At 53.0% G+C, this 12,113-nt stretch carries 9 protein-coding genes; 2 read left to right on the top strand and 7 right to left on the bottom strand.

Annotation, left to right across the window (positions count from 1 at the left end; translation table 11 throughout):
- Window positions 1-126: 126 nt before the first annotated feature.
- The gene (locus tag ACO2Q8_RS18210) at window positions 127-903 is read left to right on the top strand and encodes a LytR/AlgR family response regulator transcription factor (RefSeq protein WP_423346279.1); all 777 of its coding nucleotides are present in this window, start codon (window positions 127-129) and stop codon (window positions 901-903) included.
- A gap of 9 nt (window positions 904-912) precedes the next feature.
- Here ACO2Q8_RS18210 and ACO2Q8_RS18205 read toward each other — a convergent pair whose 3' ends face one another.
- The 7 genes from ACO2Q8_RS18205 to ACO2Q8_RS18175 form a co-directional block, all read right to left on the bottom strand.
- The gene (locus ACO2Q8_RS18205) at window positions 913-1,383 is read right to left on the bottom strand and encodes a hypothetical protein (RefSeq protein ID WP_423346278.1); all 471 of its coding nucleotides are present in this window, start codon (window positions 1,381-1,383) and stop codon (window positions 913-915) included.
- Window positions 1,380-1,826, bottom strand: coding sequence for a hypothetical protein (locus ACO2Q8_RS18200; protein WP_423346277.1), 447 nt, complete (start codon window positions 1,824-1,826; stop codon window positions 1,380-1,382). The genes ACO2Q8_RS18205 and ACO2Q8_RS18200 overlap by 4 nt, the downstream gene beginning before the upstream one ends.
- A 104-nt stretch (window positions 1,827-1,930) precedes the next feature.
- Window positions 1,931-2,500: a Crp/Fnr family transcriptional regulator gene (locus ACO2Q8_RS18195; RefSeq protein ID WP_423346276.1), complete on the bottom strand. Its 570-nt coding sequence runs from the start codon at window positions 2,498-2,500 to the stop codon at window positions 1,931-1,933.
- A gap of 100 nt (window positions 2,501-2,600) precedes the next feature.
- Window positions 2,601-3,938 carry a sensor histidine kinase gene (locus tag ACO2Q8_RS18190; RefSeq protein ID WP_423346275.1) on the bottom strand — a complete coding sequence of 446 codons (1,338 nt, stop codon included), beginning with the start codon at window positions 3,936-3,938 and terminating at the stop codon, window positions 2,601-2,603.
- Between the two features lie 277 nt (window positions 3,939-4,215).
- Complete coding sequence (locus ACO2Q8_RS18185; RefSeq protein ID WP_423346274.1) at window positions 4,216-6,483, bottom strand: aconitate hydratase; 2,268 nt, start codon at window positions 6,481-6,483, stop codon at window positions 4,216-4,218.
- 210 nt (window positions 6,484-6,693) lie between these two features.
- Window positions 6,694-7,467 carry a glycosyltransferase family 2 protein gene (locus tag ACO2Q8_RS18180; protein ID WP_423346273.1) on the bottom strand — a complete coding sequence of 258 codons (774 nt, stop codon included), beginning with the start codon at window positions 7,465-7,467 and terminating at the stop codon, window positions 6,694-6,696.
- Window positions 7,468-7,540: 73 nt separating this feature from the next.
- A complete protein-coding gene (locus ACO2Q8_RS18175) occupies window positions 7,541-9,247 on the bottom strand; it encodes an LIC_10190 family membrane protein (RefSeq protein WP_423346272.1) in 1,707 nt (568 codons plus the stop codon).
- Between the two features lie 258 nt (window positions 9,248-9,505).
- Here ACO2Q8_RS18175 and topA point away from each other — a divergent pair, with 258 nt between their 5' ends.
- Window positions 9,506-12,052 (top strand): type I DNA topoisomerase, encoded by a 2,547-nt coding sequence (gene topA / locus ACO2Q8_RS18170; RefSeq protein ID WP_423346271.1) that lies wholly within the window; start codon window positions 9,506-9,508, stop codon window positions 12,050-12,052.
- Window positions 12,053-12,113: the final 61 nt, after the last annotated feature.

Raw genomic sequence — 12,113 nt, 5'->3', positions numbered from 1 at the left:
GTTCGCTGCCGATTTGTGCGGTTTCATAATGATGTGATTTGGAAAAACCGCCCCAAATCTGCTATTTGTAGAGACTATTCAACAAGGAAACGACAACCCAACTATTCGGTAAACCCACCCATTGGTATGGATGTACTGGTAATTGAAGACGAAGAACTGGCCGTCCGCAAACTAACCAAACTGTTGCAGGACGTCGACAACTCCATTCGCATTGTGGGAACAGCCGCCAGCGTGCGGGCATCGGTCAACTGGCTGCAAACCAACGCAACGCCTGACCTGATTCTGATGGATATTGAACTGGCCGACGGGCAAAGTTTCGAGATTTTTGAGCAAACCGCCGTGGAGTCGCCGGTCATTTTCACGACCTCCTACGACGAATATGCCCTGCGAGCGTTCAAGGTTAACAGCATCGATTATTTGCTGAAACCGATCAAGCGACACGAGTTGGAGGCCAGTTTGGAAAAACACCGAAAACTGCGGAATCCCGCCGAACCCGAAACCGGCGGCCGCATGGCCATCGACGCCCTGGTGCAGCAACTCCGGCAGCAAATTCAGCCCACCGAATACCGGAAGCGGTTTCTGGTCAAGCACCTGTCGCAGTGGATGCCCGTGGAGGTGGCCGATATTGCCTATTTTTACTCTGAAGAGGGTGTTAGCCTGTTCCGAACGCGTTCCAACCAGAAGTTTTCGGTCGATTACACACTCGACGAACTGGAAGCTATGCTCGATCCGGTTCATTTTTTCCGGGCCAACCGCCAGTTTATCGTCGACATCAATAGCGTTCAGCAAATTCACCCCTATTTCAACAACAAACTGAAACTCTCGCTCAAACCGGCACCGGAAGAAGAAGTACTGGTCAGCCGCGAACGCGCGACCGAGTTCAAGAAATGGATGGGAAAATAACCGCCGGAGCTATATAAGTCGCCGGGGAAGCTCAATCAGCGGATTGGGCGTTTCTTCCAGCAATTGTTTGACCCGCGCCAGATCGGTCCGCAACAGCCGCTGCAACTGGTGGATCAGCAACGGGGCCATCAAGCGTTGCCACCCTTTCAGTTCCAGGCTCATCTCGTAGGTGAAGAGCGTGTCTTTGGCGACCCGCTCAAAGAGTCGCTGTTCCCAGAGTTGAACCGGGCTGTCGACACTTTCGTGCGCAATCCGGCGATTTGGCGCAGCCGCCGTTACCTCGGCCCAGATGGTCATTTCCTGATCGAACAGTCGTACGGTTTGCTGAAGTTTCATGCCCGACCGGGCCAGTCCGGGCCGATCCTGCGTTAAAGCCCTAAGATTGGTGCGCCAGAGCACATCGTATTCGTAACACCCCAACAACCCATAGACTTCCGTCAACGGCAATCGAATCAATTCGGCATGGCGAACGGTAATCATGAAAGGTGTTTAGGTCGTAGCCGTGATTCTTCAAGCTGGTTTTGTTCGGCGATGAACCGTTCCGCTTCCGACAGGGTTTCAAACAACCGGGTGGGAATCATGGGACTGTGTTTTTCAAACAAGGCTTCGGACGAAAGCTTTGAAAATAAATCCGGCGACAGAATGCTGATGTTGAAGCGAACCCCGGCTTCGTAAGCGCTTGGAAAGTATTCGTTTACGATCCAGTCAACGCTTCCGGCCCAGGCCACATCGAACTCCTTCGTATCGTGCACATGAAACCGGCACCCCCGGGCCTGGCCCACGGTCCGCTGCCAATCCAGCATTGTAAGGGTGGCCTGCATCAACTCTTCATCGGTGCAGAAGCCAATCCACTTCATCAACAAATAATTAGCCGTGGGTTCATCGCTCAAGATTGCGTAGACATCCCCGGCTTGGTTGATCACTCTGGTTATTTCATTCACGGCTGGTTATTGCTTTGCTATCGCTTCCTGATCCGGTCAATGCCATTTACTGCGCACCACGACTAATTCCTGACTACAAAAATATGTCAAACCCCAATACCGGCCCGGTAGCGATTCAGCGTTTCGGGTGTGACGCCCAAATAACTGGCCACATATTCGGCCGGAATCCGATTGAGCACTTTGGGATGTTCTTCCAGCAACCGCCGGTACCGGTCTTCGGGTGAATCCTTTAACAAGGAAGCCTCCCGTCTTTCCACGCGCATCAACTGATCCTGCACCAACACGGTCGCAAACCGTTGCCAGACCGGATAAGCCCGGCAAAGCTGCATCACATCCTCATACCTCATTTCGAGAATGTGGGTTTCTTCCAGCGTAGCCACATGCACATGCGAAGGCTTCTGTGTGAAAAACCCGACGAACGAACCCAGCAGCGAGTTTTCGAAGAGAAACTCCTTCGAGACTTCCCATCCATCGATTTCGTAAAACAACCGACCACAGCCTTTTTCAATAAAGGCAATGGTCGGGCATCGGTCACCCGCCCGCACATACAGCTCATTGGCAGCTAAAACGCGGTGCTGAATGATTTGCTCAAAAGCGGACTGCTCTTCGCGGGACGGTTTGACGATGCGTTCAATGTTGAACAGGACTCGCTGCATAAGAAACGGTATTGGGCAGTAATTTACCTAAAAAATTACGCTGTGCAAAGCCACCCTCCCGGCTCGTTCTGTAAACATACGCGGACAGTGAACCGCCACTTTACCGAATCAGGGGAAGCGTAATCACAAACTCCGTAGCGGTTTCTTCCACCACCGGCGTCGGTTGCCCCAGCATCTGGTATTTGGCCAGGATGTTCAGCAGGCCTTTCTGGGTCGACTTGACGCGGTCTACCGGTCGGCGTTGCAGGTTATTCCGGATGGTCAACCAATTGTCATCGGTCGTAAAAATCTGAATCTCAAGCGGACGCTCGCTCGATACCACATTGTGTTTAACTGCATTTTCAACCAGGAGTTGAAGCGTCAGCGGGGGAATTTGCCGGTTAAGGTATTCATCAGCAACATTAATGGTCAATTGAATGCCGCGTCCGTAGCGGGTTTGAAGCAAGTGAAAGAAGGAATGAATAAATTGCAATTCACGCCCTAGCGACGTCAACTCGAAATCGTGGGTTTGCAAAATATACCGGTACACGCTCGCCATTTCATCGACAAATTGCTCGGCTTTGGCGGGTTCGTCGGCAATGAGCGACGAAAGCGAGTTGAGCGAATTAAACAGAAAATGCGGGTTCAACTGCGACTGTAAGGCCCGCATCTGCACTTCGGACATCTCCTGCCGGAGTTGCTGCACATGGAGTTCGGCTTCGAGTTGCTTGCGCTCGTGAGTCTCCTGCTGCCGGGCAATTTGCTGCTCCAAAATGGCCGCTTTGATGCCAGCCTGCCGTTGCCGATACCCCAGACCAAGCGAAAAGCAGATCAGTTCCAGCAGAATCCCCACCTGGATGGGCGTCAGCGGAGCCTGCCAGAAATAAACCGACGGGCTGAAGTCACTAACCAGGAAGGTCAATACCATCGACGTAACCGCTCCCACCAGCAGACAGGCCGAACCGATGATAAAATACCGAGCGGCCGTGTCTTTCAGTTGCAGAATCTTCACAATACCATAGATCCCGAAAATTGCCATGTAAACCCGCATGGCCGTGTGGGCCGTATCATAAACGGTCAGGTACCAGTCATTTTGAAGAAAGCAAACCGTAAACTGGAGCGCAACGTACAGCAGAATCAGCCAACGGGTGTACTGAAACCACCGAAACAAACCGGGCAAACGATTTTGCAACCCGAGGAAGGCATCCGCAAACCCAAAGTAAACGTAGTATGCCATCATAGGCATACAAGCTTTTATAAAATACCAGACGCTGCCTCCAATCCCGAGCAGTTCCCGGATTTCACTTACCCGAATGATAAAATAGGTCAGCCAGGCCAGCATATAGAGTGTGTATAAGCCGTAAATCCGCTCCTGGTAGGTCACCCACTGCACCACATTCAGGAGCAGGATGGAAATCACCATCCCGGTGAACATGGGTTGCCATACGTCAAATGTCATAGGGATACGGGGGCTTTTCAATAAAAACCGCCAGGGGCGGCTGCCGGTCAAAGATCACTGCTTTCGGTGAAACATCCGAGCTTATTTCCTTTGAAACGGAATTTTCGGGGGATGAAGCGTTAAGGGTGGTTATTACACAGGGTTAATCAGAGGACATCAGAGGGAATCAGGGTGTTTCTCTGATCAACTCTGATTTCCTCTGATTAACCCTGTGTAATAACCAAAACAAAAGCCCCCAAAACTTCTGTTCCGGGGGCTTGTTTGGAAAAACCGTACCTTACGCGTTCTGCTTCTGCTTGATCAGGTTCAGGGCCGAACCGGCTTTGAACCACTCGATCTGCGTTTCGTTGTAGGTATGATTCACCTGGAATTCCTGCGTGGTGCCGTCGGCGTGATTCAGGCGAACCGTCAATTGGCCGTTCGGCGTGAAGTTCGTCAGGCCCAGGATGTCGATCGTATCGTCTTCGCGGATATCATCGTAATCGTCCGGATCGGCAAAGGTCAGCGCGAGCATCCCCTGCTTTTTCAGGTTTGTTTCGTGAATCCGGGCGAATGATTTCACCAGAATCGCCCGAACGCCCAGGAAGCGCGGTTCCATCGCTGCGTGTTCGCGGGAGGAGCCTTCGCCGTAGTTCTCATCACCAACCACAATCGAGCCAATCCCGGCGGCTTTGTAGGCCCGTTGCGTGGCCGGCACTTCCCCGTACTCGCCCGTCAACTGGTTTTTCACCGAATTGGTTTTCTCGTTGTAGAAGTTGACCGCCCCGATCAGCATGTTGTTGGAGATGTTGTCGAGGTGCCCCCGGTATTTCAACCACGGACCTGCCATCGAAATGTGGTCGGTCGTACACTTGCCTTTCGCCTTGATCAACAGTTTCAGGCCGCTCAGGTCGGTACCTTCCCAGGCAGGGAACGATTCGAGCAGTTGCAGACGATCCGAAGTCGGGCTAACGATCACCTGAACACCACTACCATCTTCGGCGGGTGCCTGATAACCGGCATCCTCCACGGCAAACCCGTTCACCGGCAACTCGATGCCTTCCGGTTCATCCAGCATCACATCCTCACCCGATTCGTTTTTCAGTTTGTCTGTCATCGGGTTGAAGGTCAGGCTACCGGCAATCGCCATCGCCGTCACCAGTTCCGGCGACGCAACGAAAGCGTGCGTGTTCGCCAGCCCGTCGTTCCGCTTGGCAAAGTTCCGGTTGAACGAGGTGATGATCGAGTTTTTGCGGTTCGGATCGTCAATGTGCCGCGCCCACTGCCCGATGCAGGGTCCGCAGGCATTCGCCAGCACGACGCCACCGATTTGCTCGAACGTATCCAGCAAACCGTCGCGCTCGGTCGTGTACCGAACCAATTCCGAACCCGGCGTGACGGTATATTCCGAGTGGGTTTTCAGGTTTTTAGCCAGCGCCTGACGGGCCACTGAAGCCGCCCGGGTCAGGTCTTCGTACGACGAGTTGGTGCAGGAACCAATCAGGCCCACATCCAGTTTCTCGGGCCAGCCGTTTTCTTTCACGGCCTGTGCGAATTTGGATAGCGGCCAGGCCAGGTCCGGCGTATACGGACCGTTGACGTGCGGTTCGAGTTCCGACAGGTTAATTTCAATCAGTTGGTCATAGAACGTAGCCGGATCGGCATACACCTCATCGTCCGAACGCAGGTGTTTCCGAACGGCACTCGCAGCCTCGGCTACATCCGCCCGTTCCGTCGACCGCAGGTAATCGCCCATTTTATCGTCGTAGGCAAAGATCGACGTCGTGGCTCCGATTTCAGCGCCCATGTTACAGATGGTTGCTTTTCCCGTAGCCGACAGACTATCGGCACCATCGCCGAAATATTCCACGATGCAGCCCGTTCCACCTTTGACAGTCAGAATACCGGCCACCCGCAGGATGATATCTTTGGCCGAAGCCCAACCCGACAACTTTCCGGTCAGCTTCACCCCAATCAATTTCGGCATTTTCAACTCCCAGGGCAACCCGGCCATCACGTCGCAGGCATCCGCCCCACCAACGCCGATGGCGATCATCCCCAGCCCACCGGCATTGGGCGTATGCGAATCCGTACCGATCATCAGACCGCCCGGGAACGCGTAGTTTTCGAGCACGACCTGGTGGATGATTCCGGCGCCCGGTTTCCAGAAACCGATGCCGTATTTATCAGAAATTGACGCCAAAAAGTCATAAACCTCCCGGTTCTTATTGTTGGCATTTTCCAGATCCTGCGTGGCACCCACCTCAGCCTGAATCAGGTGATCGCAGTGTACGGTCGACGGCACGGCCACTTTCGGCCGACCGGCCTGCATGAACTGCAAGAGGGCCATCTGAGCCGTTGCATCCTGCATCGCCACGCGATCGGGGGCAAAATCGACATAATCCTTGCCCCGATTGAAGGCCTTCTGGGGAATTCCAGCGCTCAGGTGGGCATACAATATTTTCTCCGACAAGGTCAGGGGACGGCCCACAACGTGTCGGGCTGCTTCGACACGTTCGCCAAAACCGTCGTATACGCGCTGAATCATGTCAAAATCAAAAGCCATAGACAGGAGGAATTTAAGCGGTGAATAGTATTATAACCTAAATAGACAACATCATCTCCCGGAAAATGAGTTTCCGGATGAGCGTGTCAAAATTAGATGATTTTCATTCTAAAATAAAACCGGCCCCTATTTTCACGATAATTTAGAAATAGTATTATGAACCGATGGTCGGGGTTTGCCTTCTTCCGTTGGTCAAAATTACTCCACAACCTAATTTCTACTCATCACCGGGTCGGTTGTCTCCTTCGATTGCCGAACATACGTTCGCGCTCCAGATTGGAATAAATTGTACTTCAAAATGCAATAAATGGCCCGAAAACCGTCCCGCCAACCGATTTTTTTGCCTTCCTGGTACGTTCGTCCGTAATAAGAGATTCCTACTTCATAAATCCGAATGCCGGGAATCCGGGCTACGCGGGCCGTCACCTCGGGTTCAAATCCAAAGCGTTTCTCCCGCAATTCAATTCCTTTGATTACCTCGCTGCGAAAGACCTTGAAACAGGTTTCCATGTCGGTCAGGTTCAGATCGGTCAGCATGTTCGAGAGCAGCGTCAGAAAGCGGTTTCCAACCGTGTGCCAAAAATACAGCACGCGGTGTGGCCGTCCGCCCATAAACCGCGACCCGTACACGACATCGGCCCGGCCCGCCAGCAGGGGTTGCAGCAAATGGCCGTATTCGTCGGGGTCGTATTCCAGGTCAGCGTCCTGAATAAGCAGGTACTCTCCGCTAGCCGTCCGTATGCCCGTATGCAGAGCCGCCCCTTTTCCCTGATTGACCGGATGCCGGATGTAGCGAACCGGTGCATCAGAGTTTGTGTCCATGAACCACTGTACGACCCGCTCGGTTTGATCGACCGAACCATCGTCGACCACCACGACTTCCCGGCTTAAGCCCGAGGGCAAAGTCACCTCGCAAACTCGCTTCAGTACAATCGCAATGGTTTGTTCCTCATTGAACACTGGAACAATGATTGATAAAATCATATAAATGAAGACAAAAAGGCGATCGCTAGTTAAATGCTTTTTGTTAACATTTACGCATAAATGGTTACAAATATTATTCGTTTCGGCGAGCACTCCGAAAGCCATCGGCTATGGTTTTGCCGCGCAGTTCCAGGTCCGGGTAAAAATAGGGCGAACAGGGTTTTTCCTGGTCGAAGCAGCTTTGCAGAATCGGCGCGTGAGCAGGCGTCAACACCAGCAAACCACTTTGGGTGCGGTTTTGGACAAAAACCGCTTTCTCCGTTCCCCGGCTCCGGTAAGTCAGGGGTTGCGGCAACAGCCAGTGCGTCTGCAACGGAAACCGCTCCTGCCCAACGTAGTGATACCCAAAGTAAATCAGCAAAACAGCCAGTAATCCGATCAGGATGGCATGGCTCCAGGGCACCAGGTTCCAGTAGGCAGTTTTCGGAGGTATAAACGGCAACCAGGGCAAAAAAGCCGTCATCCAGATGAATGAATAACCAAACCGGAATTCGGGCGCGGATAAAAACCAGAACAGAAAACCGGCCAGCGCCACCAGCCAGGGAACCAGCCATGGTTGAAACCGTTTGCGCCGATCTGCTTGCCACCAATGGCCCAGGGCCACCAGGGGCGAGAAAGCCGCTAAATACCAGATCGGTTTGTTTAAGGCGTAATACTCTTGGTGCTGCAGCCAGCGCGGCACCCACTGCCAGACCGGCGTTTTAAGCAGTTCAGGATTATAATAAGGTTCGAGTATCCGGAATTTCGCCCAAAAACCCACAAAATCCTTCTCAAATTGGACCCGTTCGTTCGGAATTTCCCAATCGAACGAAAACAGGTCAAGCGCCGGAAACGGGTACACTAGATAGCCGGATAAAATGGTGGTGCGAACCAGCCAGGGCACCACCACCAGCAGTCCCATCACCCCGAGCATTATGCCATGCCGCAGGGTCAGCCGTTGCCAGACGCTCCACCCGATGGGCAGTAAACACAGCCCGAGCGGAATCGTAGCCAGTTTGATGGTCAGGCAAAGACACACCAGCAGAAAAATCAGAACATGCCGGATTGTAAAACCACTCGGAAGATCCAACCAGGCAAAAAAGATCGTAAGTCCGAACAAGGTGGCCCATACATCGGGCGTAGGGGAAAAAACCTGCCGGATCAGGTAAAAAAACAGCAACATTAGCATGACAAGCGCCAGAAACCGGTAGGGCTTAACCGACCTGATGAGGCTCAGCAGTCGCCAGCAAACGACCAGAAACACGAAACCGTTGAGCGGAAATAGCGTTTGCCCCGCCCAGTCCGTGAAACCAAAAGCCGCCGAGGTGACAAAAAAACTCGGATTGAACGCCAGCCGTCCGTGCAGATTACCCAGGCCCGGAATCACCCGAAACCGCTCGTACCAACGGATCGATGGCAGATGGTACATCCCACTGTCGACGTTGGCGGGTTCTAGTAGCGAATAAAGCAAAACCGTCAGCACCATCAGCCCGAAAACCGGCATTTGTTTTTTCTGGCGAAGAAATCTCCGCAGGTAGGGCCGCACGGTTTTCCTGGCTCCGAACAACAGAAAGGCAGCCCCGGCCAGCCACACCAGCGCCAGCTCGTAATTGGCCGGTCGAAAAATAGAGGTCAGTTGCACGAACATCACCAACTGAACGAGGCCTAGGAGGCTTAGGTCACTACCCCGGGCCGGTTCCGCCGAATCAACCAACCGCCAGCGGCTAAGGAGATTGTTAAGCCCAAGACCGTACGCCAGACAACTGACCGCCAGCACCGCCCAAAGTAGAAGAAGGATCATTTTTTTAGTTAGAAATCGTTACTCAGAAACGAGGGAAAACCGGGTCTTCGGACCGCCGTGCTGCTCGCTTTGAAGCCGGATTTGTACACGCCCGACCGGAACGATTGGCCCCCAAAATTGGTTAAGAAATTGTAAACATCACCCGCCCGGCGATCTTTCCCTCCCCAGGATTTGTAAGTATTACGTCTTTTGCATCTATATTTGGCACGAGACGAGGGGACGATTGTCGGTGCATTTTACTATTCAACCTGAATTCATATGTCAAAAAACCTGGTTATCGTGGAATCACCCGCGAAGGCGAAGACCATTGAAGGATATCTGGGCAAAGATTTCGTGGTGAAATCCAGCTATGGTCACGTCCGGGATTTACCCAAAGATGATATGGCGATTGACATTCCGAATGGCTTTCGCCCGGTTTATGAAGTTTCACCCGATAAGCGTCAGGTAATCAGTGAGTTGAAAAAACTTGCCAAAGAAGCCGAAGAAATCTGGCTGGCGACTGACGACGACCGCGAAGGAGAAGCGATCTCCTGGCACCTGAAGGAAGCCCTGGGGCTGAGAGATGACACCAAACGGATTGTCTTTCACGAAATCACGAAAAAAGCGATTCAGAACGCCATCCAGTCGCCCCGGCAGATCGACATCGACCTGGTCAATGCCCAGCAGGCCCGGCGCGTGCTCGACCGACTGGTGGGTTTTGAGCTGTCGCCGGTTTTGTGGCGAAAAATAAAATCGGGAAGTTCGATGGCGCTGTCGGCGGGACGGGTGCAATCGGTGGCCGTCCGGTTGATTGTGGAGCGTGAACGCGAGATTGACAGCCACAATACGAAATCCAGCTATAAGGTCACAGCCCAGTTCATTGTCGACGGTGGCAAGGTACTGAACGCTGAATTGCCCAAAAATTTTGCGACGTTGGACGAAGCCCGGGCGTTTCTCGACAAATGCCGTGACGCTATCTTTTCCATCAAAAATCTCGAAACCAAACCCGCCAAGAAATCACCGGCTCCGCCCTTTACAACCTCTACGCTCCAGCAGGAAGCCTCGCGCAAGCTGTCTTTTTCGGTTTCCCAAACCATGACACTGGCGCAGAAACTGTACGAAAGTGGGAAGATCTCATACATGCGGACCGACTCGACTAACCTCTCACAGGAAGCCATCGACAAGGCGAAACAAACGATAACGAGCGATTTTGGCGAGAGATACGTGCATACCCGCCAGTACAAAACCAAGTCGGAGTCGGCCCAGGAAGCTCACGAAGCGATTCGGCCCACCGACTTTTCGGTGAAAAATGCGGGCGGTGAGCGCAACGAACAACGGTTGTACGACCTGATCTGGAAACGGGCCATTGCCTCCCAGATGGCTGATGCCCAACTCGAACGGACGACGGCCACGATTGGCATTTCGACTACGCCGGAAGAACTGATTGCCCAGGGCGAAGTCATCAAATTCGACGGTTTTCTGAAGGTATACATGGAATCGACCGACGACGAAGACGAGGAGAGCAAAGGCATGTTGCCCCCGCTAACCATCGGCCAGGTGCTGAACCTCGACCAGATGAAAGCCACCCAGCGGTTTACGCGCCCTGCCCCGCGCTACACGGAAGCCAGTCTGGTGAAAAAACTGGAAGAAATGGGCATCGGTCGCCCGTCGACCTACGCGCCCACCATCTCGACCATCATCAAACGACAGTACGTGGTGAAGGAAGATCGGCCCGGCAAGGAACGTGAATTCAAGGAATTGACGCTGAAACAGGGTCAGATTCAGGAAAAAACCGGCAAGGAAAACTACGGTTCAGAAAAGGCCAAGCTGTTTCCGACCAACATGGGCTTGGTGGTCAACGACTTTCTGGTTGAATATTTCGAGAATATTGTCGACTACAAGTTTACGGCTACCGTCGAGAAGGAGTTTGATGAAATTGCCAGCGGCAAAATCGGCTGGCAGGAAATGATCAAGAACTTCTACGGCGGTTTCCACCAGACCGTCGAAACCGTGCAGGGGGCTGCGCTGACGGGTTCCAAACCGGGTAGCCGCGAACTGGGCATCGATCCGCGTTCGGGCAAAAAAGTATCCGCCCGTTTGGGTAAATACGGTGCTTACGTGCAGATTGGCGAAGCCACGGATGAGGACAAGCCGCAGTTTGCCAACCTGAAAAAAGACCAGTTGATCGAAAGCATCACGCTGGACGAAGCCCTCGACCTGTTCACCCTTCCACGCGAAGTCGGTTTCTTTGAAGACAAACCGATGGTGATCGGGATCGGCAAGTTCGGGCCGTACGTCAAACACGATGACAAGTATGTTTCGCTGACGAAAGAAGACGATCCGTACACGGTTTCGGCCGAACGCGCCATCGAATTGATTCAGCAGAAGCGGGCCGAAAACATCAGTGAATCCATCGGCGAATTCGAAGGTAAACTCATTACTACGGGCAAAGGTCGCTACGGGCCTTACATCAAGTTTGACGATAAATACATCTCCCTGCCCCGGGGTGAGTCGCCCGCCGGTCTGACGCTGGATCGTGCCATCGAACTGATCCTGCAAAAGCGGGAGGCTGAAAGCAATAAGTACATCAAAGAGTTTCCCGAAAACCCGTCGGTGAAAGTGGTGAACGGGATGTATGGGCCGTACATTGCCGTGGGCAAGCGGAATGTCAAGATCCCGAAAGATACCGACCCCGCTTCGTTGACGCTGGAAGACTGCCTGAAACTGGCGGGCGATACCGGCGTTGAAGAAAAACCGAAAAAAGCCACGAAAGCCCCGGCCGCCCGCTCGACAACGGCTAAAAAAACTGCCGTCAAGAAGAAATAGTGTACCCCGGACTGTTAGTCCGGGGATTTTTCAATCTAAGAGAGTCTCTAAGTATTACTAA

Origin of the sequence: Larkinella sp. VNQ87, assembly GCF_049445795.1 — a bacterium.
Lineage (GTDB): Bacteria > Bacteroidota > Bacteroidia > Cytophagales > Spirosomataceae > Larkinella.
Note: the sequence above shows the minus strand (reverse complement) of the source record. Positions and strands in the feature narration are given on the sequence as shown.

What these genes read in the sequence shown, in the direction of transcription:
- ACO2Q8_RS18175 (WP_423346272.1), bottom strand. Translation starts at nt 9,247, where the DNA reads ATGATCCTTCTTCTACTTTGGGCGGTGCTGGCGGTCAGTTGTCTGGCG.
- ACO2Q8_RS18205 (WP_423346278.1), bottom strand. Translation starts at nt 1,383, where the DNA reads ATGATTACCGTTCGCCATGCCGAATTGATTCGATTGCCGTTGACGGAA.
- ACO2Q8_RS18190 (WP_423346275.1), bottom strand. Translation starts at nt 3,938, where the DNA reads ATGACATTTGACGTATGGCAACCCATGTTCACCGGGATGGTGATTTCC.
- ACO2Q8_RS18210 (WP_423346279.1), top strand. Translation starts at nt 127, where the DNA reads ATGGATGTACTGGTAATTGAAGACGAAGAACTGGCCGTCCGCAAACTA.
- ACO2Q8_RS18180 (WP_423346273.1), bottom strand. Translation starts at nt 7,467, where the DNA reads ATGATTTTATCAATCATTGTTCCAGTGTTCAATGAGGAACAAACCATT.
- ACO2Q8_RS18195 (WP_423346276.1), bottom strand. Translation starts at nt 2,500, where the DNA reads ATGCAGCGAGTCCTGTTCAACATTGAACGCATCGTCAAACCGTCCCGC.
- topA (WP_423346271.1), top strand. Translation starts at nt 9,506, where the DNA reads ATGTCAAAAAACCTGGTTATCGTGGAATCACCCGCGAAGGCGAAGACC.
- ACO2Q8_RS18185 (WP_423346274.1), bottom strand. Translation starts at nt 6,483, where the DNA reads ATGGCTTTTGATTTTGACATGATTCAGCGCGTATACGACGGTTTTGGC.